The organism is Microcoleus sp. B3-D2, from assembly GCF_036705345.1.
In the GTDB taxonomy this organism is placed as follows: Bacteria; Cyanobacteriota; Cyanobacteriia; order Cyanobacteriales; family Microcoleaceae; genus Microcoleus.
In genome coordinates, this window is record NZ_JAUBUG010000069.1 from 14,008 (window position 1) to 35,391 (window position 21,384).

Annotated in this window: 9 protein-coding genes and 5 pseudogenes; 12 read left to right on the forward strand and 2 right to left on the reverse strand. The window is 46.6% G+C overall.

Annotation, left to right across the window (positions count from 1 at the left end; all coding sequences use genetic code 11):
- The first annotated feature begins 56 nt into the window (after positions 1–56).
- Together QUB14_RS22500 and QUB14_RS22505 are read left to right on the forward strand one after the other, a co-directional pair.
- Positions 57–5,501, forward strand: a complete 5,445-nt coding sequence (locus QUB14_RS22500) for an AAA family ATPase (protein ID WP_333219435.1) — start codon at positions 57–59, stop codon at positions 5,499–5,501.
- 575 nt (positions 5,502–6,076) lie between these two features.
- Positions 6,077–7,759 (forward strand): calcium-binding protein, encoded by a 1,683-nt coding sequence (locus tag QUB14_RS22505; protein WP_333219433.1) that lies wholly within the window; start codon positions 6,077–6,079, stop codon positions 7,757–7,759.
- Positions 7,760–7,826: 67 nt separating this feature from the next.
- Here QUB14_RS22505 and QUB14_RS22510 read toward each other — a convergent pair whose 3' ends face one another.
- Positions 7,827–8,192 (reverse strand): hypothetical protein, encoded by a 366-nt coding sequence (locus QUB14_RS22510; RefSeq protein ID WP_190663272.1) that lies wholly within the window; start codon positions 8,190–8,192, stop codon positions 7,827–7,829.
- 401 nt (positions 8,193–8,593) lie between these two features.
- Here QUB14_RS22510 and QUB14_RS22515 point away from each other — a divergent pair, with 401 nt between their 5' ends.
- Together QUB14_RS22515 and QUB14_RS22520 are read left to right on the forward strand one after the other, a co-directional pair.
- Positions 8,594–9,436, forward strand: a complete 843-nt coding sequence (locus QUB14_RS22515; RefSeq protein WP_006630984.1) for a photosystem II manganese-stabilizing polypeptide — start codon at positions 8,594–8,596, stop codon at positions 9,434–9,436.
- 462 nt (positions 9,437–9,898) lie between these two features.
- Complete coding sequence (locus tag QUB14_RS22520; RefSeq protein WP_333219430.1) at positions 9,899–10,672, forward strand: RNA polymerase sigma factor SigF; 774 nt, start codon at positions 9,899–9,901, stop codon at positions 10,670–10,672.
- Between the two features lie 120 nt (positions 10,673–10,792).
- On the opposite strand, the gene QUB14_RS22525 is transcribed toward QUB14_RS22520, so the two are convergent.
- Positions 10,793–11,959 (reverse strand): pyridoxal phosphate-dependent aminotransferase, encoded by a 1,167-nt coding sequence (locus tag QUB14_RS22525; RefSeq protein ID WP_333219428.1) that lies wholly within the window; start codon positions 11,957–11,959, stop codon positions 10,793–10,795.
- Positions 11,960–12,196: 237 nt separating this feature from the next.
- Between QUB14_RS22525 and QUB14_RS22530 the strand changes: the two genes are divergently transcribed.
- The 8 genes and pseudogenes from QUB14_RS22530 to QUB14_RS22560 all read left to right on the forward strand — a co-directional run bounded on the left by QUB14_RS22530 (position 12,197) and on the right by QUB14_RS22560 (position 21,263).
- Positions 12,197–12,709, forward strand: a complete 513-nt coding sequence (locus QUB14_RS22530) for an adenine phosphoribosyltransferase (protein ID WP_190663270.1) — start codon at positions 12,197–12,199, stop codon at positions 12,707–12,709.
- 225 nt (positions 12,710–12,934) lie between these two features.
- Complete coding sequence (locus QUB14_RS22535) at positions 12,935–13,975, forward strand: ABC transporter permease (protein WP_333219425.1); 1,041 nt, start codon at positions 12,935–12,937, stop codon at positions 13,973–13,975.
- Between the two features lie 352 nt (positions 13,976–14,327).
- Positions 14,328–15,386 (forward strand): annotated as a pseudogene (locus QUB14_RS28790) (leucine-rich repeat domain-containing protein); the annotation flags it as partial.
- A 588-nt stretch (positions 15,387–15,974) separates the two neighbouring features.
- Positions 15,975–16,481, forward strand: a pseudogene (locus tag QUB14_RS28795) (DUF6745 domain-containing protein); the annotation flags it as partial.
- Positions 16,482–16,493: 12 nt separating this feature from the next.
- Positions 16,494–17,086 (forward strand): annotated as a pseudogene (locus tag QUB14_RS22545) (ABC transporter permease); the annotation flags it as partial.
- Positions 17,087–17,380: 294 nt separating this feature from the next.
- Positions 17,381–18,874 (forward strand): annotated as a pseudogene (locus QUB14_RS22550) (leucine-rich repeat domain-containing protein); the annotation flags it as partial.
- Between the two features lie 558 nt (positions 18,875–19,432).
- Positions 19,433–19,942, forward strand: a pseudogene (locus QUB14_RS28800) (DUF6745 domain-containing protein); the annotation flags it as partial.
- A gap of 367 nt (positions 19,943–20,309) precedes the next feature.
- Complete coding sequence (locus QUB14_RS22560; protein ID WP_333061090.1) at positions 20,310–21,263, forward strand: ABC transporter ATP-binding protein; 954 nt, start codon at positions 20,310–20,312, stop codon at positions 21,261–21,263.
- Positions 21,264–21,384: the final 121 nt, after the last annotated feature.

Below are 21,384 nucleotides of genomic sequence, written 5' to 3' on the forward strand. Positions count from 1 at the left end.
TGTATTGGCTTCTGCTAATGGGGAAATAGCCCGCTGAGGACGGGAAGAATCAAAGTATGGTAAGTATAAATTTTACATTGACAGGTTATCAAATTCTCGATCGCATTTACTCAGGAACTCGCACCCTAGTTTATCGAGCTTTCCGTATTGACGACCAAAAACCTGTCGCCATCAAAGTCTTGCGGAGTCAGTATCCCAGCTTCAGCGAACTGGTGCAATTTCGCAATCAGTATAGGATCGCCAAAAACCTCAACTTGCCAGGAATCATCGCAACCTACAGCTTGGAAACCTACCAAAACAGCTATGCGCTGGTAATGGAAGACTTTGGGGGAATTTCTCTGAATGACTGGATGGAACAAGGGGAAACTGCGCCGACCCTGAGCGAGTTTTTGCCAGTGGCGATCGACCTGAGCAATACATTAGATATACTCTACCGCCACCGCATCATTCACAAAGACATTAAACCAGCCAATATTTTAATTAATCCGCATACAAAACAAGTCAAACTCATTGACTTTAGTATTGCATCTTTGCTGCCAAGGGAAACTCAAACCCTGATGAATCCTAACGTGCTGGAAGGGACACTCGGCTATTTGTCTCCCGAACAAACGGGAAGGATGAATCGGGGGATTGACTACCGGACAGACTTTTACTCTTTGGGCGTGACTTTTTACGGATTGCTGGCGGGACAATTGCCGTTTCAATCCAACGATGCGATGGAATTGATCCACTGTCATATTGCCAAGCAACCGCCATCACTGCATGAAATAAATCCCGCAATCCCGCCCGTGATCTCGGAGATTGTCAGCAAATTAATGGCAAAGAATGCCGAAGACCGCTATCAGAGTGCGTTGGGACTGAAATTCGATTTAGAATTTTGTTTGAAGCAACTTGAAGAAAACGGTAGGATAGAGAGTTTTACGATCGCACAGAGGGATGTGGGCGATCGCTTCCTCATACCCGAAAAACTCTACGGTCGCGAAACCGAAGTTGCCGAATTACTGGCAGCATTCGATCGAGTATCAGGTTTTTCCCAGCAGCCATCAGAAAAGGGTGGAGGCTGTGAGTTAATGTTAGTCGCGGGTTTTTCTGGGATTGGGAAAACTGCAATTGTCAATGAAGTTCACAAACCCATTGTCCGCCAGCGCGGCTATTTCATTAAAGGGAAATTCGACCAATTTAACCGCAATATTCCTTTCTCAGCTTTTGTCCAAGCATTTCGAGATTTTATGGGACAGTTGCTGAGCGAAAGTGACGAAAGGTTGGAAAATTGGCAAACTCAAATATTGCAAGCACTGGGCGATAATGGTCAAGTCATTATTGAAGTAATTCCCGAACTCGAAAGAATTATTGGACCACAACCGCCCGCACTCGAATTATCAGGAACTGCGGCACAAAATCGGTTTAATTTGCTATTTCAAAACTTTATTAAGGTGTTCACAAAACCAGAACATCCCCTGGTGATGTTTTTGGATGACTTGCAGTGGGCTGATTCCGCCTCGCTGGGGTTAATGCAACTGCTCGTTACCGAGTCAGCAACCGGCTATTTATTAGTAATTGGTGCCTACCGAGATAATGAAGTGTTTGCAGCACATCCGTTGATGCTGACACTGGATGCCATGGCGAAAGCTGGGGCCACGGTGAATACTCTGACGCTGGAACCGTTGAGTTCAGAAAGCCTAAATCATTTGGTTGCTGATACGCTCAATTGCGATCCATATTGGGCAAGACCTTTGGCTGATTTGGCGGCACAAAAAACCCAAGGAAATCCCTTTTTTGCAACGCAGTTTCTCAAAGCACTGCATCAGGATGGGCTGATTGAGTTTGACCGGATTGCTGGTTATTGGCAGTGCGATCTTGTGCGAGTTAGGGAGGCAGCGCTGACGGATGATGTGGTAGAGTTTATGGCGTTGCAGTTGCAAAAATTGCCGCCAGGGACTCAGAATATGTTGAAGTTGGCTGCTTGTGTTGGGAATCAGTTTGATTTGGGGACTTTGGCAGTTGTTTCCCAGCAATTGGAAACGGAAACGGCGGCGGATTTGTGGAAGGCTTTGCAAGAGGGGTTAATCCTGCCTGAAAGTGAAGTCTACAAGTTTTATATGGGGCGAGAAAGACGGGAGGAAACCGAAAATTCTGAGGTGGTGAATTACAAGTTTTTGCACGATCGCGTTCAGCAAGCTGCCTATTCTTTAATTCCCGAACAAGAGCGATCGCGTGCTCACTATCAGATTGGACAATTGCTGATCCAGCAAATTTCACCCGCAGCTATAGAAGAGCAAATTTTTTCCGTCGTCAATCAGTTGAATTATGGGATTGCGCTGATTGAAGACCAAACAGAACGATCTGATTTGGCACAACTCAACCTCACGGCTTGCCGCAAGGCCAGAGCCGCTACTGCTTATCAAGCTGCTCGCGAGTATGCTGCGATCGGGCTAAATTTGCTTGGAGAGAGCGCTTGGCAACGACAGTACGAGATGACCTTGAACTTGCACGAAATAGCCGCCGAAGTGGCTTCACTCTGTGGCGAATTTGACCAGATGAATCAGTGGATTGACACTGTGATTCATCATACCAGAACTCCCCTTGAGCGAGTGAGCGTTTACATCGTCAAAATTCAGGCATTATCGTCCCAGAACAAGTTTTTAGAAGGAATTGCTATCGGTTTGTTGAGTCTCAAAGAATTAGGAGTAGAATTGCCCGATACCCCTACATCAGAAGATATTCAGCAAGCTGTGCAGGAAATTAATAGCTCGATCGGCGATCGACCTATTGAAGAGTTATTTGATCTGCCAGCGATGGTGGATGCCCAAAAACTGGCCACGATGCAAGTGGCGGCAAGTATTGCGACAGCTTGTTATCTGGCTGGTTCGTCTTTGTTTGCGCTGGTGACTGCCTTACAGGTGAATTTATCTATCCAATATGGCAACAGTCGTACCTCAGCTTATAGCTATAGCTGCTATGGGATGTTTCTCAACAACTTTCTACAAGATGTGACGGTAGCCGATCAATTTTGCCGATTAGCTTATCGTCTTGGCAGTAGGGCGGAGGCCAAAAATATTCGCCCTGCAACTTTTGCTGCGATCGGACTCTGTTTGTACCATCGCAAATCGCATTTGCGGGAAACTCTCCCCATTTTTCAGGCAGGCTATCAAGCCGCATTAGAAACAGGAAATTTAGAGTTTGTCGGGTTTAATGGGCATGGATTTTGTCTACATTCCTACTGGTGCGGTCAACCTTTGGCAGAACTTGATCCCCAAATTCGGGCATACCGTCAGCAATTACTCGACCTCAACCAACTAACGACGGCAAATTATTGTTCGATTTATTGGGAAACAACGCTGTTGTTATTGGGTAATCCAAACAAGTTTGAGATTTCCTTTGAAGAGGAACGCTATGAGGAGAAGCTGGTTTCTCAGTCGCTTGCCACTAACGATTTGTACCGACTCTGCATCTTCTATCTGTACAGGGCGACGTTGAGATTCCTGCTGGGAGACATTGCTCGGGCCGCAGTAGATGTCGATCGAGCAAGACAGTATCTAGCTGGAAGCGTAGGAATTACTTCCGAAGCTGGTTTATATTTCTATGACTCACTCATAGCCCTGGCCACTCCTGAGTCTGAGGCTGATTTAGAAACGCAGTCGCAACGAGTTCAGGAAAATCAAAGTAAGTTGCAGCATTGGGCAGAACACGCCCCCATGAATTATTTGCATAAGTGGCAGTTGGTAGAAGCAGAAAAATACCGAGTTGCCAGACAGAGGGCAGAAGCTATTGAAATGTACGATCGTGCGATCGTCGGAGCGAAAGAAAACGAATACATCCAAGAAGAAGCTCTCGCTAACGAATTAGCAGCTAAATTCTACCTCGACTGGGGCAAAGAAAAAGTGGCGCAAGCTTATATGCAAGAAGCCTACTACTGTTATGCTCGCTGGGGTGCGAAAGCCAAAATTGATGACTTAGAAAAACGCTATCCCCAACTTCTTTCTCCCATATTGCAGGCAAGAGAAAATCGTTCTGTAATCCCCCAAACCCGCCTCCACCCAATCAAAAAATCATCAATTTTACATCAAAGATTCCCAACAAGTCTATCGAGCAGCAACAGTATTTACGAAACCCTCGATTTCGCCGCTATTCTCAAAGCCTCCCAAACTCTCTCCAGTGAAATTAAATTAGAAAAAGTGCTGGCTGGCCTGATGTCTGTGGTGATGGAAAATGCCGGGGCAAAAAAAGCAGTTCTGCTGTTGCTTAAGGATAGGAATCTCATCATCGAAGCTGTAGCCTCCTTCAATCAAGATGTCATCTCAATATCTGTACCGCTGTCAGCCAACGACGAGTTTCCCCCTGGTGTGGTCAACTATGTTAAGCGGACTTGGAAAACTGTCGTTTTGGATAATGCAGCAGTACAAAACGATTTTATTGCCGATCCGTATTTGCTCCAGGAAAAGCCCAAAAGTGTGCTGTGTACCCCGATTTTAAATCAGGGTAAATTAATCGGGTTGTTATATCTAGAAAATAACTTGACAATTGGTGCATTTACAGAAGATCGCACTGAAGTCATCCAACTTTTGTGCGCCCAAGCGGCTATCTCTCTAGAAAATGCCCGCCTGTACCAACAATCTCAAGCTTATGCACAAGAATTAGAGCGATCGCTCCTTGAGTTGCAGCAAGCACAGTTACATATCGTGCAAAGCGAAAAAATGTCCGCTTTGGGCAATCTCGTCACAGGAATAGCTCACGAAATCAATAATCCTGTCGGCTTTATTAACGGCAATATTGAGGAAGCAACCACCACGATTAAAGATGTGATTTCCCACTTAAAATTATATCAAGAAAAACTGCCCAATCCCGGCCCTGAAATTGAAGAAGATGCTGAGGATATTGATTTAGAGTATGCCTTAGAAGATTTGCCAAAGATGCTGTTGTCGATGAAAGTGGGATGCGATCGCATTCGTGGCATTAGCACGAGCCTCCGCACCTTCTCCAGAGCCGATAAAGACTACAAAGTTCCGTTTAATATCCATGAGGGCATTGACAGCACTATCTTAATTTTGAAACATCGGCTGAAAGCCAACGAACACCATCCTGCGATCGAAGTCGTCACAGACTACGGCAATCTCCCCCCAATCGAATGCTTTCCCGGTCAACTGAACCAAGTCTTTATGAACCTGCTTGCTAACGCGATCGATGCCCTAGAAGAATCAAACCAAGGACGCAGTATGGAGGCAATTAAAGCAAATCCACACTGTATCACAGTTCGTACCAGTCAGTTGGGAAATCGACACATCAAAATTCAGATTGCCGATAACGGTGCGGGCATGACAGAATCAGTGAAACAGCGGATTTTTGACCATCTTTTCACAACAAAGGCAGTAGGAAAAGGCACTGGGTTAGGATTGGCGATCGCCCGCCAGATAGTAGTCGAAACCCATGGCGGAACAATTAATGTGAATTCTACTTTGGGGGGAGGAAGTGAATTTGAGATAGTGTTACCTATTAGCGAATAAAAGTTGACGGTTGACGGTTGACTGATGACTGATGACTGATGACTAATGACGGTTGACGGTTGACTGTAGAAGGAGGGGTCAAAAAAATGAAAATTGCGCGAATTATTTGTTGGCAGCTTGATTCGACTTTATCAGGACGATGAAGCGCGGATTTGATATCATTCCGGCCTGACTGTCGGAATTGATATGACAGATGACTATCATGATTTGGAACACGGGTCTACAGTTCCATTCTTGTTTCAAAATGGTATCAGAAGTAAAAAAATGAGGAGGAGGAAGAATGAAAAAGGTTATTCATTTTTGATTCTTCATCATTTCGTTTGTCGAGTTTGACTTCCTTGAGTGCGATCGACTAATTTCTATTTGAAAAAATCCAGAATAACTAAATTAGATTGCCGATCGGGCATTATACCAGCCCCGATCGCAACTGCGGACACGAGCAAAACTTCCAGCGCCCCTTCGCCAGATTGCCAAAATCTCAATTATGCTAACCTAGGCAAGCAGCAATCCCTTGTTACGAAGGCGATTAACATAATTTCAAACAATTTATTTTATTGAGGACCGGTGTATCCCGTATGGCAAACCTGATCGGCACAGACAGCAACGACTTTATTCTAGGAACTCCGCTGAGCGATCGAATTCGCGGCTTAGATGGCGATGACACGCCCCTGGGTGCGGGAGGAGATGACACCCTAGAGGGCGACGGCGGCAACGACCAGCTTCTTGGAGCTGACGGAGCAGATTCGTTGCTTGGCGGTGAAGGAAATGACGAACTCATTGGCAACCAAGGTCGCGATTTTGCTTCCGGCGGGAACGGCGACGACTCGATTCGCGGCGGTTTGGGCAACGACATCCTCGAAGGCAACGACGGGATAGACAGCGTGGTGGGAGACGCTGGGGACGACTTAGTTTTTGGCAACGGAGGCTTTGATGTGATTGCCGGCGGTACTGGCAACGACACCCTCACAGGGGATGACGGCGACGATTCCGTGTTCGGGAATGCTGATGATGACTTTCTCTACGGGAATTTTGGGAACGATTCTTTCAACGGCGGTAGCGGCAGGGATCAAATGTTGGGCGGTGAGGGCAACGATTACTTTAGCGCCAGCGACGGCGACGACACTTTGTACGGCAATGCCGACAACGATTCACTCTTCGGAGATGCTGGTAATGACCAGATATTCGGTGGGAAGGCTGACGATACAGCTTTTGGCGGCAGCGGTTCCGATACCCTTCGCGGCGATGAAGCCGACGACTCGGTACTGGGAGATGAAGGTAATGACTTCCTGTTTGGCGGCAAAGGTAATGATGGTATCGACGGCGGTCTTGGCGATGACTCCTTGGCCGGAGGTATCGGCGACGATACAATTTTGGGCAGTTTCGGCAATGACAATTTATTTGGGGCAGAGGGTAATGATTCTCTGATCGGAGGTGAGGGTTCGGATACTCTGATTGGCGGCAGCGGCAGCGATGTCTTTGGATTGGGAGCCGGGCCTGGCAGTTTGGCTTTAATTACTGATTACAATGACACAGAGGATTTCTTTGGACTGCCGAGCAATTTATCTTTCGCTCAACTGCAAGTTCGCCAAGGTAACGGTGCAAATGTCAGGGATACAGTAATTACGACGCAAGATGGCAAGCTTTTAGCAATTTTGACAGACACTCCGGCGGCGCTGATCGAGGCGAATGATTTTATCGCTGTGACTGGGACAGTTACCCCCAGACCAACCACCATTACAACTACAACTACAACTACAGTTACCACCACAACTACAGATCCAACTCTAACTCCAACTCCGACTGATACTCCAACTCCAACTCCAACTCCGACTGATACTCCAACTCCAACTCCAACTCCGACTGATACTCCAACTCCAACTCCGACGCCGACTCCGACTCCGACGCCGACTCCAACTCCGACAGCAGCACCGACTCCGACGCCGACTCCAACTCCGACAGCAGCACCGACTCCGACGCCAACTCCAACTCCCACAGCAGCACCGACGCCGACTCCGACAGCAGCACCGACTCCGACGCCGACAGCAGCACCGACTCCGACGCCGACTGCAGCACCGACTCCGACTCCGACTGCTTCGAGGATTCCAACTCCGCCGACAGTTAGCGTGCCTGATTCGCCTCTGCTATCAATTAGTTCGATCCCCCCGACTCCCGGACTATTGCCAATGCCCGGCCAGACGCCGATATTCCCGACGCCGATGCCGAACCAGATACCTTTTCCTACACCTTTCGGGTTCTAGGTGCGATCGCGCAGCTCAGTGATGAGTGATGAGTTAATGTAAAACTCACTAAACTCATCACTCAAAACTATTTAACGTCCTGGGGAGTTTCGGCCGAGTCTTCTGGCGGCTCGGCTGGAGAATCTTCTAGAGGAGATAATAATTGTTGGGTGTACCCCAAGAGCGATCGAAGTTTCATGCGGTGGATGTAAGGCCAGCCGCCATTGGCTTCAATATTCCTGAGCAGTTTGTAAAGTGCTTGGCGGTTGTCGGGAAAAGACGCTTGAAACAAACCGTCCCGAATTTCCCGGTGCGAAGCTTCCAGCCTCCGCAGCAGGGCCAAAAGCAGCAGACTGTCTCCCTGACAACTTTCGGCTAAAGTCCGAATCGCCTCTGTCACTGATTGCATTTGAGACTGCAACTTTTCTGACTCTAAATCTTTGCCGTTGTCCATACCGCTGCTTCCTTTGAAATCTACAAGGCCTTTGTCCCCAGCCTTTTGGTCAACCGACTAATCGAGCTAGTCGCGATCGTCATTCGGGGCCATAAGCAAAGTAACTTAAGTAGGTTGACTTAAGCAATATTAATTTGCAGTCCAAGTCAGGAAAAGAGCACCACCCGTCGTACCATGTGTATTGGGCTGCGATCCGAACATGATTGAGAAATCATAAGTTCATGCTTATTTTCACGGCGCACTAGCTTGATTTTTTGAGTCAATGCCGGTGTCTGTGAAGCGAGCGATCTGGATCTAAATGCTGCCCTAAGCGCTGGCCTAGCCTGCCGGCGGGCAATTATATTTTGCTCGAAGTAGGGCTTTTTCTTAATATAATCCGATGTTGGATATTGAGGTTGGCAATGAAATATCGTGCTTTAATTGTTGCACTTTTAGCATTTTGCATGAGTGCGCTGGTTGCTTGTTCTTCTGCTTCTGACACGACGGTGGCGACTACCGAGTTGCTCACCTACGACGAGATTAGAGGTACTGGCTTGGCTAATAACTGCCCTAGCTTGGCAGAAACTTCTCGGGGCTCGATCCCCATCGAAGCGGGTGGCACCTATAAACTGAGTGGTTTGTGTTTGCAGCCCACAACTTATTTTGTCAAGGAAGAACCAGCAAACAAACGCCAAGAAGCGGAATTTGTGCCTGGTAAATTGCTGACGCGGTTCACCTCGAGCATTGACCAAGTTCAAGGTACGCTCAAGGTGGGTAATGACGGGACTCTGACTTTCAAAGAAGAGGACGGCTTGGACTTTCAAGCAATTACGATTCAATTACCGGGCGGAGAGCAAGTACCTTTCTTGTTCACTATTAAAGAACTGGTAGCCAGTTCCGAGCCCGGAGTGGTTGCTATCAATACTTCCACCGATTTGAGAGGGGAGTTTAACGTTCCTTCTTACCGCAGCGCAGGCTTTTTAGACCCTAAAGGTCGCGGGGTAGCGACTGGCTATGACAATGCTGTAGCGCTTCCGGCTTCTGACAATTCCAAACGTGTGCGGGCTAATGTTAAGGTAGCTGACACCAGCACCAAAGCTGGCAAAATTTCTCTCCAAGTTGCTAAAGTCAACAGCGCCACTGGCGAAATCGGCGGAATTTTTGAGAGTACGCAGCCTTCTGATACTGATTTGGGAGCTAGACCCGCTCTGGACGTGAAAATTCGGGGTTTGTTTTACGCTCGCATTGAGCCTTCAGTATCGTAAAATTGGCTTTCTGGATCGATCGAACTTGAGTAGTTTTTTATCCTAAAGGTACTGCTCGCTCTTCATTAGCCAACAGTCTTGAGCAACATAACTTAGGACTGTTGACTAATGACTAAATTTATGATTGAATTGTGGTGATTGGCAAGTTATGAAGTTGGGATTTTTTATTAATTAAAGTATTGTAGTCAAAGCGCTTTCAGCTTATAATATATTTTTAAAAAAACCTGGTTAAATTGGGGATTCGGTTGAAGGCCTTCTACCTGGTAAAAGTCTGCCTTATGCCGAAAACCTTCTGATAATCCCGCTAAATCCGTTCACGTTCCGAAAGTTAAACTGGTGTGTCCGGTATCACACCTATTAAGTGCTAGGATTACACTAGCTAAAAGTGAATTGTTTTAGACTAGATAAGAAGCTAGATCTAAAGCAACCTCCGTCCTCTGCTCTACCAACCCTTATGTCACCATGTCTACCACAGTGCCGAACGAGCTAAAAAGCGAAAATTTCCAATTGTTGCGCGAGTACCAAATTTCTGGATCGAATGAAATCCGCAATCAGTTAGTTAAACTGAATATTGGACTGGTCAGAAAAGAAGTTTACCACTGGATCAACCAGTGCGGTGAAAGCTATGACGATTTGCTGCAAGTCGGATGTATGGGGTTGATCAGGGCGATCGAGCGGTTTGAGATCGCGAAGGGACACGCTTTTAGTTCCTTTGCAATTCCCTACATACGGGGCGAAATTCAACACTACTTGCGGGACAAAAGCCCTTCTGTGCGCTTTCCCCGCCACTGGCAGTCCCTGGAACGCAAATCAGTAGCAGCGATCAAGGATTTGCAGGTGCAGTTAAACCGCAAACCTACGGATGCTGAAGTAGCAGCAGTCCTTGAGGTTTCTTTAGAAGAATGGCAAGAAATTAAGTTGGCCCATCTCAACCGATCGCCTCTGAGTTTGGACGCGCCGATGCAAGATGAGGATGAGGGGGCTACTTGTCTGGGAGAATTGGTGCCCGATACTAAGTATCGGAGTTTTCAGTTGGCGCAAGAGGATCAAATTCGCGTACAGCAAGCTTTGGCTATGTTGGAACAACGGACTCGCGAGATATTGGAGTTTGTTTTTCTCTACGATTTGACGCAGAAAGAAACGGCTGAACGCTTAGGTATCAGTGCGGTGACTGTTTCTCGGCGAGTTAAGAAGGGGCTGGATTTGCTCAAAGAGATTATGACTAAACAGCTTTAGTGATTAGTCAGTTGTTGGTTGTCAGTTGTGAACAGTTAACAGTTAACAGTTAACAGTCAACCGTTAACCGTTAACAGTCAACAGTCAACAGTCAACAGTCAACAGTCAACAGACTAATTTTTAGATGCTGCGGACAAATTTATCGAGCCTTTCTACGGCTTTTTTAATTGTGCCTAAATCGGTGGCGTAAGACAAGCGAATGTGGTCGTCTGCACCAAAAGCAATCCCCGGAATAACTGCTACTTGCTGCTGTTCTAAGAAAGCGTCGCAAAATTCCAAAGAATTCATTCCAGTCTTGCTGATGTTGACAAACATATAGAAAGCACCGTCTGGTTTGATGCAGCTAATTCCCGGGATAGCATCGAGTAATTCAAATATTACCTGACGCCTTTCGGCAAAAGCTTGACGCATTTTTTCGACAGATTCTTGGCTGCTTTCCAAAGCTGCGATCGCGCCGTACTGTGCAAAGGTACACACGTTTGAGGTACTGTGACCTTGAATTGTGCTGGTGGCTTTGATTAATTCGATCGGCCCGGCCAAATAACCGATTCGCCAGCCTGTCATCGAGTAAGCTTTAGCAAAACCGCTGCTGATCAGGGTGCGATCGAAGATTTCTTTGCCCAGGGAACCGATGCTGACGTGTTGGGCGTCGTCATATATAATTTTTTCGTAAATTTCGTCAGCAACGACTAAAATATCTCGATCGACTATCACCTCGGCCAAGGCTTTGATTTCCGCCGGAGTATACACCATTCCCGTCGGGTTAGAAGGCGAATTCAGTACAAATAACTTGGTTTTGGGAGTAATCGCTCGACTCAGTTGTTCCGGTGTAATTTTATATGCTGTAGAAGCATCAGTCTGTACAATTACTGGCTTACCGCTGGCGAGTTTAACCATTTCAGGGTAACTCAGCCAGTAGGGAGCCGGAATAATTACTTCCTCTCCAGGCTCGATCAGAGCCATCATCAGATTGTAGAGGGAATGTTTGCCGCCGTTGGTGACAATGATATTTTCTGGTTGATAGTTGAGATTGTTGTCGGATTGGAGTTTGCGGGCGATCGCAACTTTTAACTGCAGTTCCCCAGCCACAGGGCCGTATTTAGTCTTCCCCTCGTCTAAAGCTTGTTTTGCCGCTGCTTTAACGTGTTCGGGGGTATCAAAGTCGGGTTCTCCCGTGCTCAAACTACAGACATCAATCCCTTCGGCCTTCATGGCTTTAGCCTTAGCGGCGATCGCCAAGGTTATAGAAGGAGAAACCTCACCCACTCGTGCTGCCAACTTAATCATTGGATTTTAGATATTAGATTTTTGACTTTAGATCATAGGGTGACAAATGTTGATATTCAACCCTCTTGTTAGGGAATTATGACATTTGTTTACATAGTACGTAAAGGATTAAGCAATTAAAGAATAAAAATTAAAGAAGCTCTTAGTTTTAATTTTTATTTTTAATTTTTTAAATTTTGACGTTATTATTGTAGCATTTTTGATGTCTCGTTACCCTCAACGCCGATCTGCAAGCTTATGGATCTCAAATCTCTGATTCGCGACATTCCTGATTTCCCAAAGCCGGGAATTATGTTTCGAGACATTACAACTTTGCTGCGCGACCCGCAAGGGCTCAGCTACACCATTGACAGCTTAGCGGAAAAATGCTCTGCAATGTCTGTTGACTATGTGGTGGGCATGGAATCTCGGGGCTTCATCTTTGGCGCGCCTTTGGCTTATAAAATGGGAATAGGCTTTATTCCTGTCCGCAAACCAGGGAAACTGCCCGGTGCGGTTCATTTTGCTGAGTACGAATTGGAATACGGTGTCGATCGGCTGGAGATGCACCGAGATGCGATGGCATCGGGCAGCCGAGTGCTGATTGTGGACGATTTAATCGCCACTGGCGGAACAGCGGCGGCGACGGCTAAATTGTTGGAACAAGCTGGCTGCGAGCTTGTCGGTTTTGCTTTTATCATTGAATTGCAGGCTTTGGGTGGCAGGCAGAAATTGCCCGATGTGCCGATCGTCACGCTAGTGGAGTATTAGTTAGTTAACTGTTGGCAGTTGACAGTTGACAGTTGACTGCTGACACTTGAATAAAAACTACTGACAAATAATATCCTTGACCTTTGCATCGGAATTATTCATCTCTCTCTTCTTTTTCTCTGCGATCTCTGCGTTCTCTGTGGTTAAATCATTCCGATGCAACCGGAATTAATATCATTCACAATTCTTCAAATCTAAAATCTAAAATCTAAAATCTAAAATCCTATGACTTCTATTAAATTGAATCGAAATTGGCGAAGGTTGAATTCTCTGTTTGGCAGCGAGACATTTACTTATGTTTTAAAGCGACTGTTGCAGGCACTTTTAACCCTATTTTTGGCATCGGCTCTTTGTTTTGCAATTATTGAGCTAGCACCGGGAAATTACTTGGATACATTGAGCCAAAATCCGAAGATTTCGCCGGAGACACTCAAGCAACTCGAACAGCAGTTCGGCTTAGATAAACCAGCGATTGTGCAGTATTGGCTGTGGCTGCAACAAATTGTGACGCGGGGGAATTTTGGCACGAGTTTTGTGTATCAGCGATCGGTAGCTTCGCTGCTGTGGGAACGGGTACCGGCGACGTTATTAATGGCGATCGCATCTTTGATTGTAACTTGGGCGATCGCGATTCCCTTGGGAATTGTCGCGGCCGTCAATCAAAACCGTACAGTCGATCGAGTTCTGCAAGTAGTCAGCTACACCGGACAGGGATTTCCGAGCTTTATCACAGCGTTGCTGCTGCTATTTTTTGCTCAGAATACTTCGCCTCTGTTTCCCGTCGGCGGAATGACAAGCATCGACCACGCAGACTTACCTTGGTGGGGTCAAATCCTCGATTACGGCTGGCACTTAATTTTGCCAACTGTCGCCCTCAGCCTTACTGGTTTTGCGGGTTTGCAAAGATTGATGCGCGGACAATTTTTGGACGTGCTGCGTCAAGATTATATCCGAACAGCACGGGCTAAAGGTTTGCCGGACGATCGAGTAATTTACATTCATGCTTTGCGGAATGCTGTTAATCCGTTGATTACGCTATTGGGTTTTGAGTTTGCTAGTTTGTTGAGCGGTGCGTTTATTGCCGAATATTTCTTTAATTGGCCGGGTTTGGGAAAGCTGACTTTGGAGGCGGTGAACAATCAAGATTTGTATTTAGTAATGGCAAGTTTGATGATGGGTGCGACGATGTTGATTGTGGGGAATTTGTTGGCGGATTTGCTGCTGAAAGCTGTCGATCCTCGGATTAAGCTGGAAGATTTGAAATAGTAGACTTAATTGAGTAACAGAAGGTACGCAAGGGCGATTTGTAATAGTCAACAGTCAACAGTCAACAGTATTCCCATTATCCCTGCCCAATGCCCCATTCCCCATCTAGGAGTGTTTTATGTCAGAAAAACAACCACACGAGCCAATAGACATCTCCTATAATTATTGTGGGGTAGGCATCCTGCCTGCCTTTAACAGGCTTGTTAGGAGATGTCTAATGAGTTTTAGTCGCTTTGCCGACGCGTACAGGCATATTGACAGTTTTTCAGAAGAGGCAAGGCACACAGTTAAAGTGTTGTTAAAAAAGGCTGGCACGGATGACGCTGAAGCAGCAGAGCGGATACTTTCAAGCATGACAAGACTGGATCTCAGCGACAATCGAATTACCGACATCAGCTCCCTCGGCTCGCTCACCAATCTGACAACACTGCATCTCAACAACAATCGAATTACCGACATCAGTTTCCTCGGCTCGCTCACCAATCTGACAACACTGCATCTCAACAACAATCGAATTACCGACATCAGCTCTCTCGGCTCGCTCACCAATCTGACAACACTGCATCTCAACAACAATCGAATTACCGACATCAGCTCTCTCGGCTCGCTCACCAATCTGACAACACTGCATCTCAACAACAATCAAATTACCGACATCAGCTCTCTCGGCTCGCTCACCAATCTGACAGAACTAAATCTCAGCGACAATCGAATTAGCGACATCAGCTTCCTCGGCTCGCTCACCAATCTGACAACACTGAATCTCAGAAGCAATCGAATTACCGATATCAGCTTCCTCGGCTCGCTCACCAATCTGACAATACTCGATCTCAGCTACAATCAAATTACCGACTTCAGCGTCTTCCGATCGCTCACCAATCTGACAACACTGAATCTCGAAAAAAATCAAATTACCGACATCAGTTTCCCCGGCTCGCTCACCAATCTGACAACACTCGATCTCAGGCTCAATCAAATTACCGACATCAGATTCCTGGGCTCGCTCACCAATCTGACAACACTGTATCTCTACCACAATCAAATTACCGACATCAGATTCCTGGGCTCGCTCACCAATCTGACAACACTGTATCTCTACTGCAATCAAATTACCGACATCAGCTCCCTCGGCTCGCTCACCAATCTGACAACACTGTATCTGGAGGACAATCAAATTACAGATATCAGCGCGTTGCTATCTCTCACTAATCTGACAAGACTGTATCTCAAAAACAATCAAATTACCGACATCAGCTCCCTTGGTTCCCTCACCAATCTGACAGAGATCTATCTCAACAACAATCAAATTACCGACATCAGCTCCCTCGGCTCGCTGATCAATTTGACAACACTGCATCTCAGAAGCAATCAAATTACCGACATCAGCGCGTTACGATCACTCACCAATCTGACAGACATCGATTCCAACTACTATCAAATTGCCCCTCTCAGCGTGTTAGGTGAACTCGCACAGAAACGTCTGACTCTCTCGACTAAGCCAATTGATGCTCAAAAAGCCACAGAAGCAGTCAAAATTGCCTATGCAACTATTGGCCTAGAAGAACCAGAAGTGATTATTTGCAGCAGTCCCCGCGACGCTTATCTCCAAATCTTCAACTTGCCGAAACGCGATCGTTCACAAAACTGCTCAAACGAATGGCGCTGGAATAGAGCGGGGAAAAAGCTATACTGGAAATGGATGTTCCGATCGATTGTGGGAGAATTTGCGAGTCCGGCGGTGTGGGGTTACGAGCTCGACCGAATGACGATCGATTCCCAAGCAGATAGCACACTGATTTGGCTAATGAGGGAATTTGCTGACGAATATGGGCGATCGGAACCAACTATAGAGCATGATTTTTCCCGTTATTTGTACGACCTGATCTCCCCTGAAACCTCCACGACTTTGCTTAAAGAAATCTATTTAACTGAGTTGTATGTCTCTTCATCAGGCATCAATATCTCCCAAAAGGCACAAGAAATACATCGCTGCCAAAAGCTGCTTTTCGAGCATTGCGGTTGGATATTTCCGTTTGAAAAGATTTGTTATGTATGCGATCGCCCCCGCCACCTTCGGTTTAACAGTCAAAACCGCTGGCACGCTGAAGGAGAACCTGCGATCGAGTTTGCTGACGGATGGAATTTTTACTATTATCACGGCGTCAGATTGCCGGAAAAATACGGAAAAGTACACCCCGATTTGTGGCAAGCAGAATGGCTTTTATCAGAAACAAATGCCGAAATGAGGCGAGTGTTAATTCAAGGAATTGGTTACGATCGCATTTGTCAAGAGTTGTCAGCAGAACAAATAGATAGTTGGCAGGAATATGCACTATTACAAATAGATAATGCCGATGTCGAGCCGATTTGTTTGTTAAAAATGACTTGTCCGAGTACGGGATTCATTCACGCTTTGAGAGTGCCGCCTAACCTGACATCTGCTAGGGAGGCAATTCGCTGGGTAAATTGGGATATCGATCCCGAGGAATTTTCCGTGCAAACTTGATATAATTGCGGCGATGGATTTCTACAAGTAGTTAGCTACAGGGGACAAGGATTTCCCAGCTTGATCACAGGGTTGCTGCTGCTATTTTTTGCTCAAAATACTTCGCCTCTGTTTCCCGTCGGAGTAATGACTTGTATCGATCGCGCTGACTTACTGAATGTGGGGTCAAATCCTCGATTACGGCTGGCACTTAATTTTGCCAACAGTCGCCCTGGGCCTTACTGGTTTTGCGGGTTTGCAAAGATTGATGCGCGGACAATTTTTGGACGTGCTGCGTCAAGATTACATCCGCACAGCAAGGGCGAAAGGTTTGCCGGACGATCGAGTAATTTACGTTCACGCTTTGCGGAATGCTGTTAATCCGTTGATTACTCTATTGGGTTTTGAGGCAAGCTAGTTTTTTGAGCGGTACGTTTATTGCGGAATTTTTCTTTAAGGGGCCGGGTTTGGAAAAGCTTACTTTGGAAGCGGTGAACACTCAAGATTTGTATTTAGTAATGGCAAGTTTGATGATGGGTGCGACGAGGTTGATGGTTGGGAATTTGTTGGCAGATTTGCTGCTAAAAGCTGTCGATCCTCGGATGAAGCTGGAAGATTTGAAATAGAAGACTTAATTCAGTAATAGAAGGTACGCAAGGGCGATTTGTAATATTCAACAGTCAACAGTCAACAGTCACCTGTATTATCATTATCCATGCCCCCTGCCCCATGCCCCATTACGTATCTCGGAGTGTTTTATGTCCGAAAAACAACCAAACGAGCCAATGAGTTTTAGCCGCTTTGCGGACTGGTGCAGGCATATTGACAGCCTTTCACAAGAGGCAAGGCACACAGTTAAAGTGTTGCTAAAAAAGGCTGGCACTGATGACGCACAAGCAGCGGAGCAGATACTTTTAAGCATGACAACACTCGATCTCAGCAACACTAGAATTACCGACATCAGCTCCCTCGACTCGCTCATCAATCTGACAAGACTCGATCTCGGCCACAATCAAATTACCGACATCTGCTTCCTCGGCTGGCTCACCCATTTGACAGCACTGGATCTGGCTAGCAATCGAATTACCGACATCTGCTTCCTCGGCTGGCTCACCAATCTGACAACACTGGATCTCAACAACAATCAAATTACCGACATCAGCTTCCTCGACTCACTCACCAATCTGACAACACTGGATCTCAGCAGCAATGGAATTACCGACACCAGCTTCCTCGGCTCGCTCACCAATCTGACAACACTGAACCTCAACTACAATCAAATTATCGACATCAGCTTCCTCGGCTCGCTCACCAATCTGACCACACTGAATCTGGGTCACAATCAAATTACCGACACCAGCTTCCTCGGCTCGCTCACCAATCTGACCACACTGAATCTGGGCCACAATCAAATTATCGACATCAGCTTCCTCGGCTCGCTCACCAATCTGACAACACTGAATCTCAGCAGCAATCGAATTACCGACATCAGCTTCCTCGGCTCGCTCACCAATCTGACCACACTGAATCTGGGCCACAATCAAATTACCGACATCAGTATCCTCGGCTCGCTCACCAATCTAACAACACTGGATCTCTGGGGCAATCAAATTACCGACTTCAGCTTCCTTGGCTGGCTCACCAATCTAACAACACTGAATCTCGGCAGCAATCCAATTACCGACATCAGCTTTCTCGGCTCGCTCACCAATCTGACCACACTGCGTCTCGACAACAAGAGAATTACCGACATCAGCTTTCTCGGCTCGCTCACCAATCTGACCACACTGCATCTGGACCACAATTACATTACCGACATCAGCTTTCTCGGCTCGCTCACCAATCTGACCACACTGCATCTCGACAGCAATCATCGAATTACCGACATCAGCTTTCTCGGCTCGCTCACCAATCTGACCACACTGTCTCTCGACAGCAATCGAATTACCGACATCAGCTTTCTCGGCTCGCTCACCAATCTGACCACACTGAATCTCTGGCGCAATCAAATTACCGACATCAGCTTTCTCGGCTCGCTCACCAATCTGACCACACTGCATCTGGGCCACAATCAAATTACTGACATCAGCGCCTTGCGATCGCTCACCAATCTGACCACACTGCATCTGGACCACAATCAAATTACTGACATCAGCGCCTTGCGATTGCTCACCAATCTGACCACACTGTCTCTCAACAGCAATCAAATTACTGACATCAGCGCCTTGCGATTGCTCACCAATCTGACAATACTGTCTCTCAACAGCAATCAAATTACCGACATCAGCGCCTTGCGATCGCTCACCAATCTGACAATACTGTCTCTCAACAGCAATCAAATTACCGACATCAGCGCCTTGAGATCGCTCACCAATCTGACAACACTGTCTCTTTACGGCAATCGAATTACCGATATTAGCGTGTTAGGCGAACTCGGACAGAAACGTCTTACTCTCTCGACTAGGCCAATTGATGCTCAAAAAGCCACAGAAGCAGTCAAAGTTGCCTACGCTGCTATGGGCAAAGAAGAACCTGAAGTTATTATTTGCACCAGTCCCCGCGACGCTTATCTCCAAATCTTAAACTTGCTCGAACACGACCATTCACAAAACTGCTCAGACGAATGGGACAGCAATAGATTGGGGGAAGAGCTAGACTGGAAATGGATGTCCCCATCGATTGTGGGAGAATTTGCAAGTCCGCCGGTGTGGGGGTATGAGTTCCATCGCATGACGATCGAGCCCGAAGCAGACAGCACACTGAGTTCGCTAATGTACGAATCGGTTGGCAGTTATGCGCGATCGGAACAAACGAAACGAACGAAGGGGAATGTTTCTCCCAATTATTTGTTATACCTGAGCTCCCCTGAAACCCCCACGACTTTGTTTAAAGAAATCTATTTGACCCAATTGTATATCTCTTCATTAGGCGTCAATCTTTCCCAAAAGGCTCAAGAAATACATCACTGCCAAAAGCTGCTTTTCGAGCATTGCGGTTTTATATTTCCCTTTGAAAAGTTTTGCGCGGTGTGCGATCGCCCCCGCCACCTGCGCTTTGACAGTCAAAATCGCTTGCACGCGGAAGGAGAACCTGCCATTGAGTTTGCGGATGGATGGAATTTTTACTATTATCACGGCGTCAGATTGCCTGAAAAATACGGAAAAGTACACCCAAATAAATGGCAATCCCAATGGCTTTTAGCAGAAGAGAATGCCGAAGTTCGGCGAGTGTTAATTCAAGGAATTGGTTACGATCGCATAATTCAAGAATTGTCAGCAAAACAAATAGATAGTTGGCAGGAATATGCACTATTACAAATAGATAACGCCGATGTCGAGCCGATTTGTTTGTTAAAAATGACTTGTCCGAGTACGGGATTCATTCACGCTTTGAGAGTTCCACCTAACCTGACATCAGCTAGGGAGGCAATTGGCTGGGTAAATTGGGATATCGATCCCGAGGAATTTTCCGTGCAGACTTAATCTATAACAACTCTCAATCATTCATGAAGATTTGTAGGCGTAGTGTCCCCGTGCCTACCCCGATTGGGGCAATTTACGCACGGGCGATCGGAAACGCTTTTTTTTTGGGAATAGTTAGTTATAGCACCTAAAAGCGACAACAACCCGGTTTCTTTGGTGTTGATGCGTAATATCCTGTCCGGTAGATTAGCGATTTGTCGTCTGGCGGGGGCAGGTTTATGAGATTGTCGGTTTTCGGCAATTATTGTCGGTGAACCTGCCCCTACAAGACATGGCATCATGTAAAAACGGATCGGATCGATCGGACTTGATATAACTTCTGTTCATGCCAGGAATGCACGGATAAAACTTCATTCACCCTCCAAACATGGCAAAACAACTAGCAATAGAAACTCGCGGGCTGACGAAACAATTCGATCGCCATATAGCCGTCAATGACATCGATTTGCAAGTAGCAGCAGGTGAAGTATGCGGACTGATAGGCCCCAACGGTGCCGGCAAAACTACTTTGCTGCGAATGCTGGCGGCGGCTGAGGAACCGACTATAGGGGAAATTTACATCAACGGCGATAGGTTATTGCGCGATCGATCGCACCCGATTCTCAAACAGCGCATCGGCTTTCTTCCCGACGACTTTCCCCTCTACGACGACTTGACTGTTTGGGATTATTTAGACTATTTTGCCCGACTCTACAACCTCCAGCAACCGCGCCGCCGAGAGCGAATCAACTCCGTGTTAGAACTCGTGCAACTAACCAACAAGCGCAACAGCTTAATTTCCACCCTGTCGCGGGGGATGAAACAGCGACTCAGTTTGGGGAGAACTATTATCCACGAACCGCTGTTGCTGTTGTTAGACGAACCCGTTTCTGGCTTAGATCCGATCGCCCGAATGCAGTTCCGCGAAATTATCAAAGTTTTGCAAGAAGCCGGCATGACCGTAGTCATATCATCTCACGTCCTCAGCGACTTAGCCGAACTTTGTACCTGGGTCGGCATCATGGAACTCGGATATCTGGTCGAAAGCGCACCGTTACAAGAACTTTACAAACGCCTCAGCCGCCAGCAAATTTTTATGTCGGTTTTAGGAAATAAATTAGAAGCGCTAACATCGGCATTAAAAAACTTTCCTTGGGTGGAAAATTGGGCAATAATCCCGGAAACTCAACAGGTGTGCGTTGATTTTTCAGGAAGCCCGGAAGATGCCGCAAATTTATTACGGGAACTCGTCGCCGCCAACATTCCCCTAACCGAATTCCACTGCACTCAAGAAGACTTAGAAACCATCTTCCTCAAGATGGGACACCAGCAAGCGTCCTAATTTGCTTTTTCTCTCGTTACCAAGATGAACAGTGAGTTATAACTCAATACGGTTCAGTTAAGGGCTATGCAGTGCTTAAAACAATAAATACAGGAGGGTTCATTATGATTCCAGTACCTCT

Bases quoted from the DNA above. Each gene is read 5' to 3' on its own strand.
- QUB14_RS22500 (WP_333219435.1), top strand. From the start codon at position 57: ATGGTAAGTATAAATTTTACATTGACAGGTTATCAAATTCTCGATCGC.
- QUB14_RS22505 (WP_333219433.1), top strand. From the start codon at position 6,077: ATGGCAAACCTGATCGGCACAGACAGCAACGACTTTATTCTAGGAACT.
- QUB14_RS22510 (WP_190663272.1), bottom strand. From the start codon at position 8,192: ATGGACAACGGCAAAGATTTAGAGTCAGAAAAGTTGCAGTCTCAAATG.
- QUB14_RS22515 (WP_006630984.1), top strand. From the start codon at position 8,594: ATGAAATATCGTGCTTTAATTGTTGCACTTTTAGCATTTTGCATGAGT.
- QUB14_RS22520 (WP_333219430.1), top strand. From the start codon at position 9,899: ATGTCTACCACAGTGCCGAACGAGCTAAAAAGCGAAAATTTCCAATTG.
- QUB14_RS22525 (WP_333219428.1), bottom strand. From the start codon at position 11,959: ATGATTAAGTTGGCAGCACGAGTGGGTGAGGTTTCTCCTTCTATAACC.
- QUB14_RS22530 (WP_190663270.1), top strand. From the start codon at position 12,197: ATGGATCTCAAATCTCTGATTCGCGACATTCCTGATTTCCCAAAGCCG.
- QUB14_RS22535 (WP_333219425.1), top strand. From the start codon at position 12,935: ATGACTTCTATTAAATTGAATCGAAATTGGCGAAGGTTGAATTCTCTG.
- QUB14_RS22560 (WP_333061090.1), top strand. From the start codon at position 20,310: ATGGCAAAACAACTAGCAATAGAAACTCGCGGGCTGACGAAACAATTC.